At 49.4% G+C, this 22,692-nt stretch carries 21 protein-coding genes and 3 pseudogenes; 8 read left to right on the top strand and 16 right to left on the bottom strand.

The window, feature by feature from the left end; translation table 11 throughout:
• Window positions 1–62 precede the first annotated feature (62 nt).
• Genes LCH85_10740 through LCH85_10750 form a run of 3 tightly spaced genes read left to right on the top strand, consistent with a single transcriptional unit; the run spans window position 63 to window position 3,053 of the window.
• Entirely contained in the window at window positions 63–743 is a 681-nt protein-coding gene (locus tag LCH85_10740; GenBank protein ID MCA0352461.1) for a metalloregulator ArsR/SmtB family transcription factor, read from the top strand.
• Window positions 740–1,849, top strand: a complete 1,110-nt coding sequence (locus tag LCH85_10745) for an MBL fold metallo-hydrolase (protein ID MCA0352462.1) — start codon at window positions 740–742, stop codon at window positions 1,847–1,849. The genes LCH85_10740 and LCH85_10745 overlap by 4 nt, the downstream gene beginning before the upstream one ends.
• On the top strand, window positions 1,836–3,053 hold the full coding sequence (locus LCH85_10750) for an MFS transporter (protein MCA0352463.1): 1,218 nt from the start codon (window positions 1,836–1,838) through the stop codon (window positions 3,051–3,053). The genes LCH85_10745 and LCH85_10750 overlap by 14 nt, the downstream gene beginning before the upstream one ends.
• Window positions 3,054–3,093: 40 nt before the next feature.
• Here LCH85_10750 and LCH85_10755 read toward each other — a convergent pair whose 3' ends face one another.
• The 3 genes from LCH85_10755 to LCH85_10765 form a co-directional block, all read right to left on the bottom strand.
• On the bottom strand, window positions 3,094–3,780 hold the full coding sequence (locus LCH85_10755) for a DsbA family protein (GenBank protein MCA0352464.1): 687 nt from the start codon (window positions 3,778–3,780) through the stop codon (window positions 3,094–3,096).
• Window positions 3,773–4,267, bottom strand: coding sequence for a disulfide bond formation protein B (locus LCH85_10760; protein ID MCA0352465.1), 495 nt, complete (start codon window positions 4,265–4,267; stop codon window positions 3,773–3,775). Before LCH85_10760 ends, LCH85_10755 begins: the two co-directional genes overlap by 8 nt.
• Window positions 4,268–4,369: 102 nt before the next feature.
• The gene (locus LCH85_10765) at window positions 4,370–4,723 is read right to left on the bottom strand and encodes a hypothetical protein (protein ID MCA0352466.1); all 354 of its coding nucleotides are present in this window, start codon (window positions 4,721–4,723) and stop codon (window positions 4,370–4,372) included.
• A 122-nt stretch (window positions 4,724–4,845) separates the two neighbouring features.
• Here LCH85_10765 and LCH85_10770 point away from each other — a divergent pair, with 122 nt between their 5' ends.
• The 4 genes from LCH85_10770 (at window position 4,846) to LCH85_10785 (ending at window position 7,637) form a co-directional block, all read left to right on the top strand.
• The gene (locus LCH85_10770) at window positions 4,846–5,193 is read left to right on the top strand and encodes a hypothetical protein (GenBank protein MCA0352467.1); all 348 of its coding nucleotides are present in this window, start codon (window positions 4,846–4,848) and stop codon (window positions 5,191–5,193) included.
• Between the two features lie 69 nt (window positions 5,194–5,262).
• Window positions 5,263–5,637, top strand: a complete 375-nt coding sequence (locus LCH85_10775) for a FixH family protein (GenBank protein ID MCA0352468.1) — start codon at window positions 5,263–5,265, stop codon at window positions 5,635–5,637.
• A 13-nt stretch (window positions 5,638–5,650) separates the two neighbouring features.
• Complete coding sequence (locus LCH85_10780) at window positions 5,651–7,063, top strand: FesM (protein ID MCA0352469.1); 1,413 nt, start codon at window positions 5,651–5,653, stop codon at window positions 7,061–7,063.
• A 4-nt stretch (window positions 7,064–7,067) separates the two neighbouring features.
• A complete protein-coding gene (locus LCH85_10785; protein ID MCA0352470.1) occupies window positions 7,068–7,637 on the top strand; it encodes a hypothetical protein in 570 nt (189 codons plus the stop codon).
• Between the two features lie 168 nt (window positions 7,638–7,805).
• Here the strand turns inward: LCH85_10785 and LCH85_10790 are convergent, their stop codons facing one another.
• The 4 genes from LCH85_10790 to LCH85_10805 form a co-directional block, all read right to left on the bottom strand.
• Window positions 7,806–8,915, bottom strand: a complete 1,110-nt coding sequence (locus LCH85_10790; protein MCA0352471.1) for a hypothetical protein — start codon at window positions 8,913–8,915, stop codon at window positions 7,806–7,808.
• Window positions 8,916–8,918: 3 nt separating this feature from the next.
• Entirely contained in the window at window positions 8,919–9,257 is a 339-nt protein-coding gene (locus LCH85_10795; protein ID MCA0352472.1) for a hypothetical protein, read from the bottom strand.
• Window positions 9,258–9,342: 85 nt separating this feature from the next.
• Entirely contained in the window at window positions 9,343–9,570 is a 228-nt protein-coding gene (locus LCH85_10800) for a hypothetical protein (GenBank protein MCA0352473.1), read from the bottom strand.
• Window positions 9,567–10,013, bottom strand: a complete 447-nt coding sequence (locus LCH85_10805; GenBank protein MCA0352474.1) for an NADAR domain-containing protein — start codon at window positions 10,011–10,013, stop codon at window positions 9,567–9,569. The genes LCH85_10800 and LCH85_10805 overlap by 4 nt, the downstream gene beginning before the upstream one ends.
• 495 nt (window positions 10,014–10,508) lie before the next feature.
• Here LCH85_10805 and LCH85_10810 point away from each other — a divergent pair, with 495 nt between their 5' ends.
• Window positions 10,509–10,793, top strand: a complete 285-nt coding sequence (locus tag LCH85_10810) for a TM2 domain-containing protein (GenBank protein MCA0352475.1) — start codon at window positions 10,509–10,511, stop codon at window positions 10,791–10,793.
• Window positions 10,794–10,899: 106 nt separating this feature from the next.
• On the opposite strand, the gene LCH85_10815 is transcribed toward LCH85_10810, so the two are convergent.
• The 9 genes and pseudogenes from LCH85_10815 to LCH85_10855 form a co-directional block, all read right to left on the bottom strand.
• A complete protein-coding gene (locus LCH85_10815; protein MCA0352476.1) occupies window positions 10,900–11,538 on the bottom strand; it encodes an ABC transporter permease in 639 nt (212 codons plus the stop codon).
• Complete coding sequence (locus LCH85_10820; GenBank protein ID MCA0352477.1) at window positions 11,522–12,496, bottom strand: ABC transporter ATP-binding protein; 975 nt, start codon at window positions 12,494–12,496, stop codon at window positions 11,522–11,524. The genes LCH85_10815 and LCH85_10820 overlap by 17 nt, the downstream gene beginning before the upstream one ends.
• Window positions 12,497–12,579: 83 nt before the next feature.
• Complete coding sequence (locus LCH85_10825) at window positions 12,580–13,521, bottom strand: quaternary ammonium transporter (GenBank protein MCA0352478.1); 942 nt, start codon at window positions 13,519–13,521, stop codon at window positions 12,580–12,582.
• Window positions 13,522–13,542: 21 nt separating this feature from the next.
• A complete protein-coding gene (locus LCH85_10830) occupies window positions 13,543–14,196 on the bottom strand; it encodes an ABC transporter permease (protein ID MCA0352479.1) in 654 nt (217 codons plus the stop codon).
• Between the two features lie 61 nt (window positions 14,197–14,257).
• Window positions 14,258–14,644, bottom strand: coding sequence for a lipoprotein (locus tag LCH85_10835; protein ID MCA0352480.1), 387 nt, complete (start codon window positions 14,642–14,644; stop codon window positions 14,258–14,260).
• A gap of 128 nt (window positions 14,645–14,772) precedes the next feature.
• Window positions 14,773–15,879: a trypsin-like peptidase domain-containing protein gene (locus LCH85_10840; protein MCA0352481.1), complete on the bottom strand. Its 1,107-nt coding sequence runs from the start codon at window positions 15,877–15,879 to the stop codon at window positions 14,773–14,775.
• A gap of 1,009 nt (window positions 15,880–16,888) precedes the next feature.
• Window positions 16,889–18,037 (bottom strand): annotated as a pseudogene (locus LCH85_10845) (pre-peptidase C-terminal domain-containing protein).
• Window positions 18,038–18,624: 587 nt separating this feature from the next.
• Window positions 18,625–19,281: pseudogene (locus tag LCH85_10850) on the bottom strand (immune inhibitor A).
• Between the two features lie 2,184 nt (window positions 19,282–21,465).
• A pseudogene (locus tag LCH85_10855) lies at window positions 21,466–22,608 on the bottom strand (pre-peptidase C-terminal domain-containing protein).
• Window positions 22,609–22,692: the final 84 nt, after the last annotated feature.

The raw sequence follows: 22,692 nt of genomic DNA on the forward strand, positions 1-22,692 counted from the left end.
CTATTGACATTGATTATTATTCAAGTATTCTATTGAATAATGTAATACTTGAGGTTTTGATTATGGAATTGAGCCAAAAACGCCAATTTAAGGATGCCTTGTATGAGCAATTTGCGCGGATCAGTCGGGCTTTGGCCAACCCTCATCGGCTGGAGTTGCTCGATTTGCTGACCCAAGGTGAACGCACAGTCGAGGATTTGGCCAATGAAACGGCGCTTTCGATTGCCAACGCTTCGCAACATTTGCAAACCTTGCGAGCTGCTCAATTGGTTAGTGTGCGCCGCGAAGGCCTGTATGCCTACTACCGCCTAGCGAATCCGAGTGTCCAAGCATTGTGGCTTAGTTTGCGTCAGGTCGGCGAAAGCCAACTAGCCGATGTGCAGGCAGTCGTCCAGCACTTTTTGGCAGATCGCAGCCAATATCAATCGATCAGCATCAACGATTTATATCAGCGGATCGAGCAGCAAGATGTGGTGTTGGTGGATGTGCGACCGAGCAACGAATTTGCTGTTGCCCATTTACCTCAAGCCCGTTCAATTCCGATCACTGAATTAAGCCAGCGCTTGGCCGAATTAGCGCCCGATCAGCCAATTGTGGCCTATTGCCGTGGGCCATATTGCCTATTTGCCGATGAGGCGGTGGCAACGCTCAGCCAACGTGGTTTTGAAGTCTATAGGCTCGATGGTGGAATTGTCGAATGGCAAGCTCATGGTTTTGCCTTAGTTCAGGAAACAGCCAAATGATTCAAACAATTGATGTGACAACCTTACAAACTTGGTTGAGCCAAGGCCAATCGATAACTGTGCTCGATGTTCGGCCTGAGGCCGATTGGCAGGAATGGTCGATTCCGCAAAGTGTCCACGCCGAGGCTTACCACGATTTAAAGGTTGGTCAAATTGCCTCAGCCCTGCAAAACCTCAATCTGCCCCAAAACCAGCCAATTGTGACGGTGTGTGGAATGGGCAAGATGAGCCTTGTTGCCGCCGAACAACTCCAAGCGCGAGGCTATCAGGTCTATTCGTTGGCTGGCGGCATGCAAGCATGGAGTTTGGCTTGGAATAGTGCTCAACTGCCAACGCTAGCAAATGGCACCGAAATTATCCAAATTCGGCGCACAGGCAAAGGTTGTCTTTCATACCTAATCGGTTCGCAAGGCCAAGCGTTGGTAATCGATGCCAGCCTTGATCCAGCGGTTTATCTACAACTAGCGCAAGCGCGGGGCTGGCAGATTCAGGCCGTTTTGGATACGCATATTCACGCCGATCACTTTTCGCGTTCACGCCAATTGGCCGAATTGAGTGGTACAACTTTTTATCTGCCCGCCAATCAACGTAGCAGTGGCGGATACCAGCCAATCAGCGCCAATATGCAAATTCAGTTTGGAGCCGCCACAATTCAGGCCTTAGCTACACCTGGCCATACCTGGGAAAGCATGAGCTATTTGCTCGATGGCAGTCATCTTTTTAGTGGCGACACGCTGTTTTTGGCGGCAGTTGGGCGGCCCGACCTCGAAGCCCAAACCGCTGAAGCGCAAGAACGAGCCAGTGCCCTATACCAAAGCTTGCAAACGATTTTGGCACTTGATCCTGCAAGCATCATCTTGCCAGGCCACACCAGCAAACCGGTTGCTTTTGATGGTGCGCCAATTATGGCGAGTTTAGCTGAGGTGCAGGCGGCAACACCTCGTTTAGCGCAAACTAAAGCTGAATTTGTGGCGGGATTAACCGCTGTGCGCCCAGCAACGCCGCCGAATCATCAAACGATTGTCCAGTTGAATCAGGCTGGAGCCGCGCTACCCGACGATCTCATAACCCTCGAAGCTGGAGCCAACCGCTGTGCTATCGCCTAAAACCCATCCTGCGATCAACCAAACTGGCCTACGCGCCAATCTTGGTCAATTTAGCCTGCTGATGCTGATCAATGCCATGGTCGGCGGCATGATTGGCCTAGAACGCACGATCTTGCCAATTCTTGGCAGCCAAACCTTTGGCCTGAACAGCACCACCACTGTGTTGAGTTTTATCATCAGTTTTGGCTTGGTCAAAGCCTTGATGAACTTGATCGCTGGGGTTTTGGCTGATCGCTATGGGCGCAAACGAATTTTGGTGTTGGGTTGGCTGGTGGGATTGCCAGTGCCATGGATGTTGATTTATGCCCCAAGTTGGGGCTGGATCGTTGCCGCCAATGTGTTGCTTGGCATCAACCAAGGCTTAGCTTGGTCAATGGCAGTCGTGATGAAAATTGATTTGGTAGGGCCACAACAACGCGGGTTTGCGGTTGGCCTCAACGAATTTACTGGTTATATGGCGGTTGCCATCACCGCTTGGCTAACTGGCTATTTGGCTAGCAGCTATGGCGTGCGGCCTGTGCCCTTTTATCTTGGCATCGGCTATGCCATCATAGGCCTTGGGTTATCGATTGGCTTGGTGCGCGAAACCCATGGCTTGGTGCAGCAAGCCACCAGCACGAGCAGCAATTTCTGGCAGCTGGTGCAGCAAACATCATGGGGCAATCGCAGCTTATTTGGAGCCAGTCAGGCAGGCTTGATCAACAATCTTAACGATGGCATGGCTTGGGGCATTTTGCCGCTGTTTTTCGCCAGCTATGGGCTTGATCTGCCAGCGATTGGCTTGCTCAAATTTATCTATCCAGCGGTTTGGAGCGTTGGCCAACTGATTACGGGGCCGCTCTCCGACAAACTTGGGCGCAAAGCGCTGATTGTGCAGGGAATGTTGCTGCAAGCCGCTGCGTTGGGCTTGATTGTCAACACCACTAGTTTTGGTTGGTGGTTGCTGAGCAGCATTGGTTTGGGCCTTGGCACGGCCATGGTCTACCCAACATTAATCGCCGTGGTCAGCGATAATGCGACCCCAGCCAGTCGTGCCAGAGTTTTGGGCATCTATCGCTTTTGGCGCGATCTTGGTTATGCGATCGGGGCATTATTGGCAGGAATTATCGCCGATTGGCTGGGCATGGCTTGGGCAATTGGCTTGGTCGCAGGCTTGACCGCAATTTCCAGCTTGTTGGCGCATTCGAATCTCAACAAAGCGTAAAAAGCGCTGCTCGATGATCAATCAAGCAGCGCTGCCAGCATCATTTCGCGTCGTCGATTGCACTTTGCAAAGCAGCTTGGCTGAGTGAGCTAACTTCTTTGCCATTGACGAAGAAGCTAGGCGTTCCCCGTACATTCAGCGCTTGGGCATCGGCATTATCGCGCTCGATCTTTTGCATAATCTTGGGGTCGCTCAAATCTTTGGCAAACTGATCGCCATCTAGGCCCAATTCTTGGGCATATTGCAACATCAAGGCAGTTTGAGGAGTTTGTTTTTCGCCCCATTCACTTTGTTTATTGAACAGCAGCTCTTGCATTTCCCAATATTTGCCTTGGTTGCCAGCAGCTTCGGTTGCCGCAATCGCCAAGACCGAGTTGTTATGCAAGGGGAAATAGCGCACGACTAAGCGCACATTATCGCCGTTTTGAGCTAGCACATCCTTGACAATCGGGAAGAAGGCGCGACACGACTCACATTCAGGATCAAGAAACTCAACGATCGTGACTGGCGCATCGGTTTTGCCCAAAACTGGACTATCAGGGTAGATCAAGCGCGAAACATCGACGGTTTGGGCTGGTTCGGCTCCAGCTTTGGTCAACATCACCACCGCCACAATCAACAAAATTGGCACACTCAACCAAAGCAACATCTTAACTTCACGCGGCAAGCCACCTTGAGGTTTGCGGGTGCGGGCTTGGCGTTTTTTGGTAGCAACAGATTTATTCATGATCAAGCTCCTTAGCAGGTTTAGCAAATAACAACGCAATGGTGATGACGCTGAAGGCGACCCAAGCCAGCAATGGAATCGTAATAAAGCCATACCAGTTGATCCAACGGGCAAGACACGAAACCCCCGCGCTGCACGGCGCAAGTTCAGCCGAAATTACGCCATAGGTCAGCAAACAGTGATAGCTAGCGACCAGCCAGCCACCAATACTCAACGGCAAGCCATACCAACGCATGGCCGGATCGCGGCGAATAATCCCCACCGTCAGAATCAGCACCAGTGGATACATCAAAATCCGTTGATACCAACACAAGTTACACGGCGGAAAGCCCTTAATCTCGCTAAAATAGAGGCTGCCAAGCGTTGCAACAACCGCCTGAAGCCAAGCCAAATAGCCTAAGTTTTCGCGGACACGCTGTCCAAATGAAATAGGTATGTGCTCATCAGGCTCGCTGAGCGCCGATGATTCGATTGCAGAGGGCTGCATAAGATCCTTCTTTATTTGATGATGTGAATACCAGATCACGACCAAATCAGCCTTGATCATCAACCATGATCAGGCAAATTGGGCAAGAAACTTAATGAAGGATTAAATGTTTTTAGGTGGGGGGACGAGGAGGGCTAAACTGGGCGAGCGATAATTCAGCGGATCAGGCATCCAATGCAGCTGATCGGCCACCAGAATTAATTCGAATTGCGCAGAAATTGACAGAAATGGAGCGGCATGGCTAACACAGGCATCACTTGGCGACTCAGCCGGGGTTGAAATTGGCTGTTCGGCATGATGCTCATCGTTAAAACCTTGGTCTACTTGAGCCGCACATGGATAATGATAACTGATCAAAATCCGTGGTTGGCATGGCGCAAGCACCAACGGAATCAGCAGCAACACAATTGTGCTGAGCCACGTCATAGTGCGTAAAATGTGGAATTCATGCGCCATACAAATAACCTAACGTCCTTTTCGTTAACTACACTATACCAAAATCAGCGCAAAAGGCCAAATTTGGCGTTTTGCAATCGGTTTGCTATAGTACAGGTTGTGGTTAAAGAGGCAGAACACGCATGGCATACGACCAATCATTTTTAGGCTATTGTTGGCTAAGCAGCCTGATTGTGCTGATTTTGCTACCAATCGGCCAAGCCAACTACCATCAGCACCCGCTTGGCTGGTGGTTTTACCCATGCATGCCACACATTAACGATCTACCTCAAGCAGAATCCGAAGCGCCGCTTTCACTGCCGTTTAACCCAATTGCCGAGCATGGGCATGGCCAACTAAGCTGGCTCGTGCCAAATCTCTTGCTCGATTTAAGCCCACTCAAGCAACGTTGGCGTTATTGGGAAACCCCGGTTTTGAATTATGCCATGTGGTTTCACCCGCGCTACGTGCCACCCCCAAAAACAGTTTAACCCATTCACACGTCGAATATTTGGCCCAATGCCCACTGCTGTGGGATATTTATTTTGAGGTTTTGCCATATGCTACGTTATACCCAGTTAATTCTGTTAAGTTTGATTTTCGTCAGTTTGCTTGGCTGTAGCCGCACGCCCAGCGATGATCCACGTTTGAACATCAGCCTTGAACAAACCCCGAGCACGATGGCGGTGCAAACGATTGTGTTGAGCATCAGCGATGGCGCAACGCCCTTGGAAAACGCCAAAGTACAAATCGAGGCCACCATGACTCACGCTGGCATGCCCTCGCAAATTGTGCCGATGGAGCCGCTTGGCGCTGGTAAATATCAGGCAAACATTGATTTTTCGATGCTCGGCGAATGGGTTTTGATCGTCAACGTCACTGAATCCAACGGTGCTGTTATGCAACGAACGCTGCCGGCCTTCAATATTCAATAAAGGGAGTTGAACAATGCAACAGCTTCCAGCGATTGATTTACTGAAATTGCCAGGCTTGCGCTGGCTGGGGCGTTGGCGCTATGCCCGTTTTGCGCTGCAAATGCCGTTATTTGCCATAGCCATGTTGATGGTTTGGGATGGCATGACTGGCGCTCAGTTGGCTCCCAAAAATAGTGCCACAGTGCTGGTGTGGGTGCATTATCGCGGCTTTTTGATGTTGGCCTTGTTGGTGGTTGGCAACTTATTTTGTATGGCCTGCCCATTTATGTTGCCACGCAATTTGGCGCGACGCTGGCTCAAACCACGCTTCAAATGGCCAAGCTGGCTGCGCAACAAATGGCTAACGACTGGTTTATTGGTCGCATTTTTCTTTATCTACGAGCGCTTTGATTTGTGGGCCTCGCCGTGGTGGACGGCTTGGCTGATTGTGGCTTATTTTGTGGCGGCCCTGCTGATCGATAGCAGTTTTCAGGGTGCGCCATTTTGTAAATATGTCTGTCCGCTGGGCCAATTTAATATGTTGAGTTCAACCCTCTCGCCAATCGAGGTGGCGGTGCGCCAGCCCCAACGCTGCCAAACCTGCCAAACCAAAGATTGCATTGTGGGGCGTGATGATCAGCCAGGTTGTGAATTATGGCTGTTTCAACCCAAAAAGGTCGGCAATCTCGATTGTACGATGTGTTTGGATTGTATTCATGCTTGCCCTCACGATAATATTGGCTTGCTAGCTCGTGTGCCAGGCCAAGAGCTAATCAGCCTAGAACCACGCTCAGGCATTGGCAAAATCGAACAACGCAGCGATTTTAGCTTGCTCATGTTGGTCTTTACGTGGGGGGCATTGCTCAACGCCTTCGGCATGATCAGCCCAGTCTATAGCTTTTACAATTGGCTCACCAGCCAGTTTGCCATCAGTAGCGAAACATTCTTGCTAAGTGTGGTGTTTATCTTGGCCTTAGTGATTGAGCCAGTCGTTTTGTTAGGCGGAGCAGCATGGCTCTTTCGACGCATTAGCGGCCATAGCGAACGCTTGATTGCGATCATCAATCGCTTTATGAAGGGCTTTTTGCCGATTGGCATTGCCATGTGGACAGCTCACTATGCCTTTCACTTTATCATCGGCTTTTGGACGATTCTGCCAGTCTTGCGCTCGTTACTGGCCGAAGCGGGGATTAATTTTAGCTGGATGCCGGTAACGGGATTAAGCCCACTGGTGCCACAAGTGATGATCTACCCATTTCAAATCGGCATGATTCTGCTGGGCAGCGTGCTTTCAGCGGTGATTACATGGCAAACGACAACCAGCATCACCAAACAACGACAGCGCTGGGCTTGGCTGCCGTGGGCGCTGGTCATCGTAGCGATGGCTGGCAGCGCGATGTGGCTGCTGAGCCAACCAATGGATATGCGTGGGATTCTAGAAGGATAATTGTATGCAAACATTGCAACGCTGGATCATTCTTTTTCGTGGAATGTTTATCGCCAGCTTGATTCTCGTGAGCCTTGTGCCATTGCAACCAGCAGCGGCACATTTTGGCGAACCCTACACCGTGTTGTATGATCAAAAAATCGGTGAGTTTACGCTCTCGATGAAGGCCGACCCCGATGTGGGCACTGGCACGTTTTATAGCGATATTGAGCTACCAGCCAGCATGAACGATGGTGAAGTAACGATCGCGATTCAAGCCGTGGCCGATGCCAACAGCACAGGGCCAAGCAGTTCGAGCGCCAGTGGTCAAAGCGCCAGCCACAAAGCCAGTATCGAACAAACCATCGAATTTGATCAAGAGGGCTATTGGACGCTTGATGTAACCGTGACTGCGGGCGATAGCACTGGTCAGCATCAATTTAAAGTGCTGGTCACCCCGCCATTTCCACCATGGATCACCACGCTGATTTGTTTAGCACCATTTTTGGTAGTTGCGGCAATTTGGACGCTGACGATGCGGCGCAATGCCCTGCTCAAACAACAACAATCCGAGAGCGAAGCACCGAGAAGCTAGGAGCCAAGGTTCAGGGCAGAAACCAGCAGGGAGTATGGCTATTGGCTGAAGGCTTTTGGCTAGCAGCGGAACATTTTGTGAGCTTACAATGACTCACATAGCCTATAGCCCAAAGCCTTTAGTCTCATTTTGTGCCCTTCGTGGTCTCGGCATTGCTACTGCTCATTTTCAAGGTTGTTGAGTAAATGCTTGCACCGCGTAATAAATGGCTTTGGGTGTGCCATCGGGCGCTACAAAGGTGTAGTTATCGGCATAGGTGTAGGTAAGATTGGGCAATGAAAATTGCCAAAAGCCTACAGTGCGCATCCATGGCCAATGTTGCTCAGCCCAAGCATAGGCTGCAAGCGTATTTTGCACACGGATTGGCGGTGGCACGGCGTTTGGCCAACGGGCGTGATCGTTCCAGCCGCCCTCGGTGATATAAAACGGTACATCATAACCCGCTGCTAGCACCAACTCATAAATCAACTCAGTCCGCCGAAAGTTAGTAATTGTGGGATCTGGCGCTTGTTCGGCAGGGTTGATCGAGCCATAGGCATGCACCGAAACTGCATCAAAGCGCGGTTTTTCAGCCAAACACAATTTAAGAAAAGTCAAATCATTGACGCTCAGCGTTTGGGGATCGATCAGGCCAGTTGGGCCACCTGGCGCAAGCCCAGCCAAGGTAATTTGGGCTTCGGGAGCAACTGCTTTGACTCGCGGATAGACGACTTTCAACAAATTTGCATAGGCTACCGGATCAGGCGCACGATCGCCCCATTCAAAGCGTAGATTTGGCTCATTCCAAATTTGCAACACCTGCACGCCCTGCGGCACATAGCGTTGAGCAAACGCCGCCACAAAATCAGCATAAGCCGCATAGTGATCAGGGTCGAGATAGCGATCGCTGGTGTTGGCAGGACGTGCCCAAGCTGGCACAAAATCCAAGCGTGCGATCACGGTCAGGCCTTGGCGTTGGGCATGGGCAATCAGCATATCGCTGCCCGTCCACTCGTAGCTATTGGCTGAACGTGGCTGAATCACGGCCCACGGAAACAAATCGATAATCGTGGTTGCGCCCATTTCGCGTACCTGCTGCAAGGTTCGGCGAATCGTGGGTTCATCCAAGCCCATCAAGCGGGTATGAACGCCAACGATTGGGTGCTGGGTTCGCACACTAGCAGCGGCAGGCAAATTAAAGGCTGGTGGCACACGCTGGCGATACAATTGCAGCAGTGCTACACCGCAAATTAGGCTAATGAATAAGCTTTTGAGCAATAAACGGCGAGTTAAGCGCATAACTTAGGCTTTTTCACGCATAATTCGCAGGCCGCCGCTGCGCATTGATTCCTTGCGCGACGTTTGAATTGCATCAACCAGCGCAAAATTACCAGCCTCTGCTAATTGCTGCACCAACTGCTCGATACCCTTGCGATCGTAGGAAACAATCACGCTAGGATTAGAGATTTGCAACGTACCAAAGCCACGCAACTGAATTTTGCCGCCCAACTGCTCGACAAGTTCTGAAATTCGAGCACGCAAGCTTTCGCGTTGGGTTTCAAGTTCGCTGATTTGGGCTTCGACGGCAACCAGATCGTTGCAGAGGCTTTTGAGTAAAAGTTGATCGGCAGGGTTTAGCATGGACGGCTCCTTCAAAAAACTGCTTGCGCCATCGTACAAGATTCAGCGCTGCTTGCCAACTAGCGCTTGCTGCCCCAGCAAATGCTCAATCGATTGCTAGGCCATCATTGAGTAGCGGGTTATTTTCTGGGCCTTCTGGCGCTTCGGGGCTGGAGTTGAGCGGCGGCAGCGGCCCAGCATTGATCAATTGAGTGCCACACCATGGGCAAAACCAATGATCGCGAGGCGGAGCATCGCCGATGCTCCACCAACCGCTACATGCGCCACATTGAAAATGATGTAACTGCTCAATAGAAAAGCGGGCATGGCTCATGCAACTTCCTCATCACGTAGGGTTTGGCGAATTTCGACTAATAATTGACCAAGCATATTTTTGCCTGAGCCATCAATACCACAGCCCCAATAATAATCATTGGGAGCATTCTCGACCAGCGGCTGATCATCAGTTGCAAGCAAAATCGACCGAATATCAGCGTGGCTACGGAATTTTGCCAACAAGGCGCGGCGCATCACCTCATCTTTGATCGCTTCCCAATCGCGGCGCAACGGTTGTTTGCGGCTGCGTCCCAGTCGGGCGGCAATTGCTGGCGATTTGGCTAGCCGAATTGTTGTAGCATAGTCAGTGCCAGCAAATTTTTGGGCTTGAAAATAATGCTCGCTGGTCGGCCAGTAGTGGCCATCGAGCTTAAATCCATGGGCCGAAAAGTTCGAGAAGCAACCAAATTCAGCTGAAACCGCGTAAAAGTAAATAGTCATGATTGTACTCCATACCAAAATTTGATATGCTATTTTCGCGCGATTACTGCTCGATAGCTATCGGCACTCGACCGATTTAAGCTGCATCTTGCGACTGATGGCAAGCTAAACCCTAATTGCTAGACTATGGTTGAAACAAAAGATCTTTTAAAAACGTCTTAAAGCTAGCTGTGATGACACCAAAAAATATAACTTAACTGTGCTGTTATTGGCACTAAGGAACGAGTTATGACTCAACCATTTTATAAAATTTGCCCAACTTGTAACACCCAAACCCATCCTGATGTGATGTTTTGTACCAATTGTGGTGGTTCGTTGCAAGGCAGCCCAGTCCATGGCGCTCAAACTGTGGCCTATCAACAAAATGCCAATTCTACTCCTGCCCAACCAGGCTATCAACAATATAGCCAGCCAGTTCAGCCACCACCAATGTATCAAGCCAATTATCAACAACCAATTGCACCTTACCAACAGCCCAACCAATATCAATATCAAGTGCCCCAAAACTATGTTGCAGGCGATAAAAATAAAGTTGTTGCTGCTTTGTTAGCCTTTTTTGCCGGGCCATTGGGGTTGCATGGCTTTTATTTGGGTAATAATCAAATGGGTTTGATTTTGCTCTTATCAAATGTGGTGTTCTTGCCATTGGCCTGTATTATAATTGGCTTTTTTGGCTATGCCTTGGTTGGCTTAGTCTGTTTGGCTCAGGCCATCCTCTATTTAGTGGCTTCTGACGGAGAGTTTTATCAGAAGTATGTGATTGAGAAGCGTTGGTTTTAACTCACGTTATGGCGCTTTGGCGCTGCTCGTAGCTATCGTATGGTTTGGCTATAATTGGAGCTAGCGATATTTTGCAATGGCTATTGCAAGCTGGTCGCAGCTCCAATTATATTTTTGGGCTAAGTCGTTGCTCCAACAAAGCTAATAACCCATAGCAAACCAAGGCCAAACTGGCAATACTGATTGTGCCAGCCCAAATCATATCGGCGCGATCAAAGGTGATGCCTTGAAACAATAATTGCCCCAAGCCACCAACGCCAATCATTGCGGCAATTGAGCTAATCGCAATACACATCATGGCGGCAATCCGTAGGCCGGCCAACATAATCGGCAAAGCCAAAGGCAATTCGACTTGCCACCAAATTTGCCAAGCATTCATGCCCAAGCCTCGCGCCGCTTCTAGCACCGAGCGATCAATGCTCTTCAAGCCAACCACAATGTTGCGCACCAAAATCACTTGAGCATAAATCACGAGGGTCACGATCACGGTGGTTTTGCTCAAACCAAACACCGCAATCAGCATAATCAACATCGCCAAACTAGGAATTGTATATAAGACACTCAACACGGCCATCACACCACCAGCCAGCCAACCAACCCGCACCACTAATACCCCTAACGGCAACGCAATCAAACTAGCGATCAAGAGCGCGATCAGGCTGATCGTCACATGCTGGCCAAGCAATTGCCAAACCTCAGCCCGTTCGGTTAATAGATACTGAAGTCCATCAACGATGTCGTTCATGGATGACCTCAGGGTGCAAATAGGCATGAATTGCGGCTAATGAGAGCATACCAATTGGTTGATTGTGTTCAACGACCAACAATTGTTCGTTGCTGCTGGCGAGGAGTTGATTCAGCCCATCGCGCAAATTGCGGCTACTTTCGATGCTTGCTAACGAGGAATCATAACTTGCAGGCAGTGGTTGAAGCACATGGCGCACCTGAATTAAACTCAAACGGCGCACTAAATCATCGGCTCCTAGTAGTTCAGCGACATAGTGATTAGCGGGGTTGCGCAATAAATTGAGCGGAGTATCGTATTGAACGATCGTGCCTTCGTGCAGAATTGCAATTTTATCAGCCAAACGCAGCGCTTCTTCAACATCGTGAGTCACAAAAACGATGGTTTTCTGCAATTGCTGTTGAATGCGCAGCATCTCATCTTGCAAGGCAGTGCGGGTGATCGCATCGATCGCGCCAAATGGTTCATCCATCAGCATGACCCCAGGATCGGCAGCCAAGGCCCGAGCCAAACCAACACGCTGGGCTTGACCACCGGAAATTTGGGCGGGATAGCGCTGGCGAAATTGAGCAGGATCAAGCTGGATAAGCTGGAGTAATTCGTCGATGCGGCTTTGGATTTTGGCTTTGGGCCAACCAAGCAATTTGGGGACAACTGCGATATTCTCAGCGACCGTCATATGCGGAAAAAGCCCAACTTGCTGAATCACATAGCCAATTTGCTGACGCAATTTCGTGGCATTGATCGACTGAATATCGACCCCATCGAGCAAAATTGTGCCGCTGCTTGGCTCGATCAAGCGATTGATCATTTTCATGAGCGTGGTTTTGCCGCAGCCCGAAGGCCCAAGCAAAATCACGAATTCACCGCGATTGATCGTCAGAGAAATATCGGCGAGCGCGGCAGTTGCGGCCTTGGGATAGATTTTACGAACATTGCGAAACTCGATTGTGCTCACGCCGATAACTCCCTGTACATTTCCCTCACCCCCAGACCCGCTCCCGTCGTGGGAGCGGGTCTGATTGACGTTATGCTCGAAAGCTATTTCAACAAACCTTGGGTGGTTAAGAACTCTTTGGCAACATCTTCATACTTGCGATTATTGCCGCTAACCTCAAAATTGAGCTTTTGCATGGTCGCATCGTCAAGTTTGGGAGCCAAGGCGTTCAGCACTTCAGCCAATTTGGGGTTAGCATCTAAAACACTTTGGCGTACCAATGGGGCGATTTGGTAGGGCGGGAACATGTTGCGATCATCTTTGAGCACGACCAAGCCATAATTGGCAATTTCGCCGTCAGTGCCAAAGGCCACCACCACATCGGCATTGCCTTCGACCAAGCCCTTGTATTTGAGGCCTGGATCGACTGGTACATATTCCTTGAGTTCGAAGTTGCCATACTTGGCTTGAATTCCAGGTAAGCCATCTTCACGTTCTTGGAATTCAGGTGGGCCGATCATGCGTAGTTCGCCTGCTTTGGCGGCCATATCCGAGATGGTAATGATGCCAAATTTCTGAGCACCTTCCTTGGTCATGGCCAAGGCTTGGGTGTTATTCATTGGTGCAGGGTCGAGCCATGCAATTTGATATTTTTCGGCATAGCCTTTTTTGACCGTTTCATAGACCGCTTTGGGATCGGTTTGGGTTGGCAATTTGAGTACAGTCAACAAACCAGTGCCAGTGTACTCAGGATAAATATCGATCTCGCCTTTTTCCATGGCAGCTTGGGCTACATCGGTTGCACCTAAGCCAATTTTGCGCTCAACTTTGTAGCCTGCCTGTTCCAACAAGAGAGCATACATTTCACCGACAATAAACTGTTCGGTAAAATTCTTGGAAGCAATCCGAATCACTTGATTGCTACTTGGGGCGGGATTTGGGTCGCTACTGGGAGCTGTCGTGCTGCTGGCTGCATCATCGCCACAAGCGGCAAGAATTGTCATCAAGAGCGTGAGCAACACGGTTAGCTGGATGAAACGTCGCATGAATCCTCCTATCCAACAAGCTTAAAACTGTGGTGGTTGTACCCATCGCAATAGCCCGGCCATGACGATTTCAGCCAAGATTGCGAGCAAAGCCACCGGAATAGCGCCAACAAGCAAAATATCGACGCGACTCATACTAAATCCTAAGGTGATAAAACTGCCTAACCCGCCAGCCCCAATAAAGGCGGCCAAGGTGGCGCTGGCAATCACCTCAACCAAAGCAATGCGGATGCCCGAAAGAATGACAGGCGCAGCTAAAGGCAACTCGACCCGCCATAATTGGAGCCATGCTGGCATACCCATGGCCTTGGCGGCTTCACGCACAGCTGGGTTGAGCGTGCGAAACGCCGCGTTGGTATTGATCAAAATTGGTGGCAAAGCCAAGATTGTTAGGGCAATAATTGCCGAACGAATGCTCAAGCCAAAACCTGGGATTGCTACAAACAAAAAGAGGATTGCAAGGCTAGGAATGACCCGCAGCCCATTGGTGGTATTGATCGCAATGGCGCTAATCAGGCGTGAGCGGCTGCTCCACCAGCCAAAGGGCAAGCCTAGTAGCAACGCAATCGCCATCGCGCTAGCAACAAGCTGCCCATGGCGATTGAGCGCAGCACTTAATCGCGCCAAATTGCGCGGCTCAAGCGCATACTCCAGAGCCTGCTGAAATTCACCCACACACATTCCTCTACGTTGGAAACCTCAAAAAGCATACCACAATTTGCAGCAAAAAGTAGCTCTAAAGTGCTTGCAATAAAGCCACTAATTGATCGCGCAAATTGGATAAGCCTGCTCGAACGTCTTCAGAGCTTGGGAGTTCAACGCTCAAGGCTTGGCTCAGTTGATCGATTTGGGCTTGAATATTGCTGGCAATCTCAGGAAAGGCGGCCTCAACTGGCACACGTAGCGCATTCCAGCCATTTTCAACCGTGCTAAATAAAGCGCGGGTTTGCTCCCAATCGTTGTTGCGCACAGCCTCTTCGATCCCCGACAAACGATCAACTAAATCTTGCACTGAGGTTTCACTTAATTGTTGGACTGTATCTGAGACTTGGGTGGCGATACTACTGCCTGAGCAGCCCGCCAGCACCACCAAAAGACACAGAGCTAAAAACCAACGACGCATTTCAACACTCCTTCAGGCTAAGTTTCGTTTGTATTCTAAACGCTGTGTAAAGGGCAAGCAGCGTGCCACAATCAAAAAGCCCCTCGTTTTGGGAACGAAGGGCTTAGCAAACTGGGTTTATTAGGCGATTATGGGCGTTCAGCGAGGGTAATTTGCACTTCCTGTTGTTGGTCATTACGCTCGATTGTGACCGTTACAGTATCGCCTGGTTTATATTGCAACAACAGGCGCTGCAATGAGTGGCGTTGTGTAATTTCTTCGCCATTGACTGCGAGAATAATATCGCCACGGCTAATGCCAGCTCGCCGAGCAGGTGTACCTTCATCAACATTGGTCACAAAGGCACCTTTATCATTGGCAATCCCCAGTTCGGCGGTTTCGGGCGAGAGCAATTCGTAGCGAATACCTATATATGGTCGAATAACTTGGCCATTGGCAATCAAAGCATCGCTGACTTCGCGCACAATATTCGATGGGACAGCAAAGCCTAGGCCTTGAGCTTCGTCGATACTGCCAATATCACCGCGCACAACCAACGTATTGATCCCAACAATTTCGCCTTTGAGGTTGATCAGTGGGCCGCCGCTATTGCCATGGTTAATCGCTGCATCAGTTTGAATCAGGCCTTCCATGCTATCAATTGTGCGGTCGAGAGCGCTGACTACTCCAACCGTCACACTATTTTGGAATTTACCAAGCGGACTACCAATAGCCACGACCGTTTCGCCTGGCTGTAAGCTATCCGAATCGCCTAAGGAAATTGTGGCTGGTACGGCATCGAGCACCCGAATCACGGCGATATCAGAAAAGGCATCAGTGCCAATCAACTCGGCATTGTGGCTGGTTCCATCAGAATAAATCACTTGCAAGCGGCTTTGGCCTTCGACCACATGATTGTTGGTGATGATATAGCCATCTTCATTGATAATTGCCCCTGAACCGCTGGCTTGACCACCAGCCACCGTACTAATAATTTTTACAACTGCTGGTGAGGCCTTAGCAACAGTTTGGACAACTGCATCATTCGTGCTGGCAACAACTGGTTGCGCAGTCAGATTATCGGTCGTTTGTTGATTGGCGCTGGTTGGTGTGACTGCCACTGCCGTTGCCGTTTGATCAACTTGGGCTAAGCGATAGCCTGCGACACCACCGACTAAACCACCGCCCACCCCTGAGAGCGCGAGGGCGGCAATAATCAATCCGCCGATGCCGACGGTACGTTTGGGATTACTCATAACGACTCCTGGTTGCAGAGAGCTTGTTTTGCTGCTTGTATTGTAGCAATGTTTAGCTAAAAAGTAGGCTAATGCAGGCTAAATGGTGGTTTAGAAAATCTAGGTTAAATGCCGATTTTGCTCATTCAGGGTTTAGCTTATACTCCATCAAATCTTCATAGGTTTATGGGTAGGCAAAAAAATAGCCCGTGGTCAATCCATGGGCTGCGATTTTAGCGACACTATAAATTTATTCGCCTTTACTAACCAACGGCAGATAGACCGGAATCGTCGTTGGCCCAGCGGTTGCGCTTGGGGTCATGGTTGGCGTATTACTTGGGGTAACCGTGTTAGTTGGTGTATTGGTCGGCGTATTGGTTGGGGTTGCGGTTGGCGTATTGGTCGGTGTGTTGGTTGGCGTTGCAGTTGGCGTGTTGGTTGGCGTTGATGTAGCTGTTGCGATTACCTCATCGCATGTCATAATTTGGAAATCATCAATTGCCACACCACCCAAATTCGTTGTAGCATTACTATCAAGGTGATATTGAACCCGAACCGATTGACCCTTGAATTCACTAATCTCGTGGAGCTGACGACTCCAAACTGTACTTTCTTGGAAGGTTACACTTGGATTGCCAACTGGATTGGTCATTACGGCTGACTCAAACTCATATAAGGTTTTGGTCACAGCCCCAGCACCAATTGATGAGCTATAACGATCAGATCCAGCCGTATCCATCTGATAGCGTTGGTGCCATTGCAAATAGACTGGGCCTGCCACATTCGGAATACTGATTGATGGTGAGAAGAGATCGGCAACACTGCTAGCACTATAGGTTCCATCCAAATTAGTTTTCCAACTATTAACCCCGCTGTAACTGCCGATCAGTGGTTCGGCGATTGGTGCACCATACTCCCATGTATCGCCGGTTCCGTTGTGGGTAAAACCACCATTATTGGCCTCAAAATCGGTGCTCGTGATTGTGTTCATGCTCATGCCATCGGGGCAGCTCGCGGGCGGGGCGGCACACAGCGTAATACTCCAGTTTTGGAGTGTACCACCATTGCTAGCGAGATCATCGTGAATCAACAGCGTCCAAGTGCCGGCTGAGCGACCACCATCAAACCAATTGAGGCGATAGACAGATTCGGGAATATACTTCATCTCAGCTACAGCCGCGAAACTGTTAATCGTAATCCCCGCTTCATCATCAAGGTCAAGATTCATCATCGTCACAAGATTTGATCCAATATCGGTAAATAGCCCACCAACATTACCATCTGGCCCTTGCAACTGGACATCGAGGTCGGGCATGTTGTTATGGGTCAATTGAATGCTAACATCAAGATCAGCAATGATAAAGTTATCAGGAACGCTCAGGGTTGAGGTGATAAAACTGGTGGTGGTTGGAATCGTTTTGGCAACATCGGTGCTGGTGTAGGTTGTGCAGTTCGCTTGTTGCTCGGCAGGAAAGACCGTAACATTTAATAGATAGGTTGCCTCAGCAGGAATACTACTCGCACTCGTTGAAACAAAAACATAATAGGTTCCACTGTTTTTAACGGTCATAAAATGAGCCTCAGCATTCGGCGGAGCCGAAGTACTGTTATCATCAGCGAATAAAATAAGACCGTTAAATAGACCAATACCGAGGCTTCCATTCCAATTTGTGCTATCACGTTCAGGGTTAAAGTCGATACTCGTAAAAATTGTATCGCCGGCATTTAAGCTCAGCTGAAACACATCAACATCAGTCGTGGCGGATAAACTACCTTCAACAGCGCCGCTGGCTGGCAACACTTGGGCTGTGCCAACGACATCATTTGGCTCTTGTTCAGCAGTGGCGGTTTCGCTAAAGATGCGTGCATACAAATCGTAGTAACGAACTTGGGCGGTAGCCAAGAACGCATTGATACGAATATAATATGTACCCGTTACGGTGACCGGAACTGAGCTAATGACTGATGAAAGATTACCAAATGTTCCATCATCATCGTCTAATTCAATCAGGCTTGTTCCATCGGGTGCATACAGGCTTAGTACGGTGTCAGTGCTGCTATGGGTTGCAGCGGAAGTCATGGTTGCAACATTCAATCGGTCGCCGGCTGCTAATTCAATCCGATACATATCAACATCACCACTCCAGATAATCCCACGAATTATCGCCCTACTCGCCATGATCGGGTTAGCCGTTGCAAGTGTATTATTACTTTCTTGTTCATTGATCCGAGCTGCACCTTGGGGTACATGCGCTTGAATAATTTGCGAGGTATTTGAATTACTGAGGGTGGCTTGAACTGGCTTGAAAGCCGGCAAACTACCAGTTAGCCCAAGTACGGCAAGCATAAGGCCGATAAACCCAATCCTGAAACGCATACGAACCTCCTACAATCAAGGTTTTATCGAAGCGATGAGCGGGGATTGGGCAAGCATAGGCGAGACAACAACCAAATACAAGGGTGAGTTTAGGGCTGTTAATACGGGCAGCCCGTGGTCAATCCACGGGCTGCGATTTTAGCGACACTATAAATTATTTATTCGCCTTTAGTAACCAACGGCAGATAGACCGGAATCATGGTTGGCCCAGCCGTCACGCTGGGGGTGTTGGTTGGCGTATTACTTGGCGTAACTGTAACCGTTGGCGTATTGGTTGGGGTTTCGGTTGGTGTATTGGTCGGTGTGTTCGTTGGGGTTTCGGTTGGTGTATTGGTCGGTGTGTTCGTTGGTGTTTCGGTCGGGGTAGCCGTAGGGAGCACAACACAACCAGTTACCAGCACATCATCAATGGCGACACCCGCCAACTCAACAGTGGTATCAGTATCCATATGGAATTGCAGCTGAATCGACTGACCAACAAAGCTACTAATATCATACAGTTGGCGGCTCCAGCCTGTGCTTGTTTGAACCGTAACCAGCGGATTGCCGACTGATTCACGCATTACGCCATCGCGATGCTGAAAGAGCACTTGGTTGCCACTCCCAACAATCTGTGCTACATAATTATCAAATACTGCTGATTCGATTTGATAGCGTTGTTGCCATTGCACCTGAATTGGTCCAACTACACCGCTGAGATCAATGGCTGGCGACGTTAGGTCGGCATTCATTAAAGCGGGATGATTGCCAGTTAAATTGGTTTTCCAACTATTGCTGCCACTATAACTGCCCACAATTGGCGCTGAGTTTGGTTGACCATGTTGCCATGGATCATTGGTTCCACTATGGGTAAAGCCCCCATCATTCGCTTCAAAATCGTTGCTATAGATCGTGCTACTAGCTGTGCCATCGGGGCAATCGGCTGGCGGCGGCGCAGCACAAATTCGCACGCCCCAATTGAGTAATGTGCCCCCATCGTCAGTTGCATCATCATAGATCGTTAATGTCCAATCGCCTTGGGTACGTTGGCCATCAAACCAACTCATCCGATAGGCTGCCTCAGGCAAATTGATTAGCCCATTGACACTAAGCGCTTGAAATGATGGTAAGGCTGCTTCATCATCAATAATCAGGTTCATGCTCGCTGGGGCACTAGTCGTGATTCCAATATCGCTGAATAGCCCAAGGATATTCCCATCAGGCGTAGTCAACTGCGCATCGAGATCGGGTATAAAGGTATGATCAAGCTGAATTATTAAATCCAAATCACCAATTAAGAGATTATCAGGGATATTTAATCCCGACGTGATCATACCTGGCCCAGATGGAATTGTTTTATTGACATCAGTGCTCATATAGGTCTGACAATTGGCTTGCTCTATGGCTGGGATAATCAGCACTTGCAAAATGTAGGTCGAATTATTAATTGCTGATAGGCTATCGACGCTGATTATATAATCGCCAGCTTCTTTAACGGTCAATTGCGCCGATTCGGCATTCGGCGAGACCGCATTACTATCGTTGATCGTGATGATATTTGGCCCAAATGGCCCGATCGTTACCCGCCCATTCCAGCTAATGCCATCACGTTCGGGGTCCATATCGAGGGTTGTAAACAACGTGTCGCCTGGATTCAAGGCCAGCTGAAAACGATCAATATCGCCAGTTTGGCTAATAATCCCACTGACAATGCCCGTTGCTGGCAGCATTTGGGCTGGATCGTTTGGCTCTTGTTCGACGGTTGGCTCGCTAGTCATGATTCGTAGATATAAATCATAATAATAAATTTTATTAGTGGTATTGTTGGCGGTTACTTTAAGATAGTAGGTTGCAGTAGTCGTGATGATCGCTGAGCTGATAACCGAAGAACTCACGCCAAAAATCCCATCGTCATTATCAAGCTCCAAGACGGTTGTCCCATCAGGTTGATAGAGGGTCAGGATCGAATCTATAGCTGCGGGTGAAGCTGAGGTCATTGTTGCCGCGACCACCCGTTGGCCGCTAGCAAGTGGGATTACAAAAAAATCGCTATCATTGGCCGTGATATAGCCGCGAATAACGGCAGAATCGCCAATGATTGCCTGGGCCATGGCGGGAGTGTCGTTTGATTCTTGTTCGCTAATCCGCGTAAATCCTTGAGGAGTATTAAGTTGGTGGGCTGCGAGATTTTGAGTGGCGGTAGGTGCTGCTTGAACGCTGGTTAAGCTACGCAAGCCGCTTGTTAATCCGAGTAGGGCGATCATGAGGCCAATAAACCCAATCCGTAGACGCATACAAACCTCCTAAATCAAGGTTTTATCGAAGCGATCAGAGGGATTGGGCTAGCATAGGCGAGACAGCAACCAAATGCAAGGGGAAGTTTAGTGCTCTTAATGCGGGCAGTCCGTGGTCAATCCACGGGCTGCCCGCATTAGGCAAAGGCTAAATTATTCGCCTTTACCGACTAACGGTAGATAAACCGGAATCATGGTTGGCCCAGCGGTCACACTTGGCGTAACGGTTGGCGTGTTACTTGGGGTAACCGTAGCCGTCGGCGTATTGGTTGGGGTAATCGTGATAATCGGTGTGTTGGTTGGTGTGTTGGTTGGTGTGTTGGTTGGCGTGCTGGTAACGGTTGGCGTGCTGGTTGGTGTGTTGGTAGCGGTTGGTGTAGCCGTTGCTGGCTCACCGTCACAGGCCATAATTTGGAAATCATCGATCGCGATACCACCCAATTGAACTGAACTATCAGTATCTAGGTGATACAAGGCCTGGATTGATTGACCCTTGAACTCGCTAATATCGTGGAGTTGGCGGCTCCAAACTGTGCTTTCTTGGAAGGTTACGCTTGGGTTACCAACTGCATTGGTCATGGTTGCTGCATCAAATTCATACAAGGTTTTGGTCACAACGCCAGTGCCAACCGAGGCCGTGTAATGATCAAAATTAGCACTTTCCATCTGGTAGCGTTGTTGCCATTGGATGTAGACAGGGCCAGTCACGTTGGGAATACTAATTGATGGCGAGAAGAGATTGGCAATACTACTGACCGAATAGGCTCCGTCAAGGTTGGTCTTCCAGCTATTAGCCCCGCTATAGCTGCCAATCAATGGAGTAGCGACTGGTGCGCCATACTCCCATGAATCAGCGGTTCCGCTATGGGTAAAGCCACCATCATTCGCCTCAAAATCAGTACTTGTGATTGTGCTCATACTCATGCCATCGGGGCAGCTTGCTGGTGGCGCAGCACACAGTGTGATGCTCCAATTTTGCAATGTTCCACCGTTGGCAGCAGTATCATCATGAATTAAGAGTGTCCATGTGCCAGCCGAGCGACCACCATCGAACCAATCGAGGCGATAATTCAACTCTGGAATATAACGGATGCCCGAGACAATCGCGAAAAGTCCAATTGGAATTGCGGCTTCATCATCAAGATCGATATTCATCGTGGTCTGGGTATTATTGCTAATATCGGTAAATAGCCCACCAACATTGCCATCTGGTCCTTGGAGTTGAACATCGAGGTCGGGCATGTTGGTATGAGTCAGTTCGATACTGACATCAAGATCAGCGATGATAAAGTTGTCGGGAACAGTCAAGGTTGAGGTAATAAAGCTGGTAGTCGTTGGGATGGTCTTGGCAACATCAGCGCTGGTGTAGGTTGTACAATTGGCTTGCTGCTCGGCAGGGAACACTGTGACACCCAACAAATAGGTTGCTTCAGCCGGAATACTTGCAGCCGTCGTTGAGGCCAGCACATAGTAGGTACCACTCGTCTTGACGGTCATAAAATGGGCTTCAGCATTTGGTGAGACTACACTGGTATCATCAACAACTAAAGTAAAGCCATTAAACGCGCCGATCCCAAGTCGTCCGTTCCAAACAATGCCATCGCGCTCAGGGTTGAGGTCGAGGCTGGTAAAGATCGTATCACCAGCATTCAAGTTAAGCTGGTAGTAATCGAGGTCGGTTGTAGCCGATAAGACCCCCGAAATTGTGCCGCTGGTAGGCAACACTTGGGCGGTTGTCAAAAGATCATTTGGCTCTGTTTCAGCAGTGGCGGCTTCGCTCAACACCCGCACATAGAAGTCGTAGTAGCGAACTTGGTTGGTACTAGTACTACTTAACCGCAGATAGTAGGTAGCAGTTTGGGTCACCGGAGCCGAACTAATCACCGAGGCATTGCCGCCAAGTGAGCCATCGTTATCATCGGTTTCAATGACGGTTGTACCATCAGGCGCAAAAAAGGTTAATACCGTATCGTTGTTGTTAGAGGCTGAAGCCGAACTCATGGTTGCGGCGGTCAGGCGGTCGCCAGCAGCTAATTCAATGCTATAGAAGTCAACATCACCATTCCAGATATTCCCGCGAATTAGGGTACTGCTGGACATGATCGCGTTGGCGGTGGCAGTCGTATTGTTGCTTTCCTGTTCTTTAACGCGGACTGCTCCCTGCGGGACATTCGCTTGAGCAAT

It is taken from the genome of Chloroflexota bacterium (assembly GCA_020161265.1).
Classification (GTDB): Bacteria; Chloroflexota; Chloroflexia; order Chloroflexales; family Herpetosiphonaceae; genus Herpetosiphon.

Bases quoted from the DNA above. Each gene is read 5' to 3' on its own strand.
- LCH85_10795 (MCA0352472.1), bottom strand. From the start codon at position 9,257: ATGCTAAACCCTGCCGATCAACTTTTACTCAAAAGCCTCTGCAACGAT.
- LCH85_10790 (MCA0352471.1), bottom strand. From the start codon at position 8,915: ATGCGCTTAACTCGCCGTTTATTGCTCAAAAGCTTATTCATTAGCCTA.
- LCH85_10745 (MCA0352462.1), top strand. From the start codon at position 740: ATGATTCAAACAATTGATGTGACAACCTTACAAACTTGGTTGAGCCAA.
- LCH85_10765 (MCA0352466.1), bottom strand. From the start codon at position 4,723: ATGGCGCATGAATTCCACATTTTACGCACTATGACGTGGCTCAGCACA.
- LCH85_10740 (MCA0352461.1), top strand. From the start codon at position 63: ATGGAATTGAGCCAAAAACGCCAATTTAAGGATGCCTTGTATGAGCAA.
- LCH85_10815 (MCA0352476.1), bottom strand. From the start codon at position 11,538: ATGAACGACATCGTTGATGGACTTCAGTATCTATTAACCGAACGGGCT.
- LCH85_10775 (MCA0352468.1), top strand. From the start codon at position 5,263: ATGCTACGTTATACCCAGTTAATTCTGTTAAGTTTGATTTTCGTCAGT.
- LCH85_10835 (MCA0352480.1), bottom strand. From the start codon at position 14,644: ATGCGTCGTTGGTTTTTAGCTCTGTGTCTTTTGGTGGTGCTGGCGGGC.
- LCH85_10800 (MCA0352473.1), bottom strand. From the start codon at position 9,570: ATGAGCCATGCCCGCTTTTCTATTGAGCAGTTACATCATTTTCAATGT.
- LCH85_10760 (MCA0352465.1), bottom strand. From the start codon at position 4,267: ATGCAGCCCTCTGCAATCGAATCATCGGCGCTCAGCGAGCCTGATGAG.
- LCH85_10755 (MCA0352464.1), bottom strand. From the start codon at position 3,780: ATGAATAAATCTGTTGCTACCAAAAAACGCCAAGCCCGCACCCGCAAA.
- LCH85_10840 (MCA0352481.1), bottom strand. From the start codon at position 15,879: ATGAGTAATCCCAAACGTACCGTCGGCATCGGCGGATTGATTATTGCC.
- LCH85_10785 (MCA0352470.1), top strand. From the start codon at position 7,068: ATGCAAACATTGCAACGCTGGATCATTCTTTTTCGTGGAATGTTTATC.
- LCH85_10770 (MCA0352467.1), top strand. From the start codon at position 4,846: ATGGCATACGACCAATCATTTTTAGGCTATTGTTGGCTAAGCAGCCTG.
- LCH85_10780 (MCA0352469.1), top strand. From the start codon at position 5,651: ATGCAACAGCTTCCAGCGATTGATTTACTGAAATTGCCAGGCTTGCGC.
- LCH85_10805 (MCA0352474.1), bottom strand. From the start codon at position 10,013: ATGACTATTTACTTTTACGCGGTTTCAGCTGAATTTGGTTGCTTCTCG.
- LCH85_10825 (MCA0352478.1), bottom strand. From the start codon at position 13,521: ATGCGACGTTTCATCCAGCTAACCGTGTTGCTCACGCTCTTGATGACA.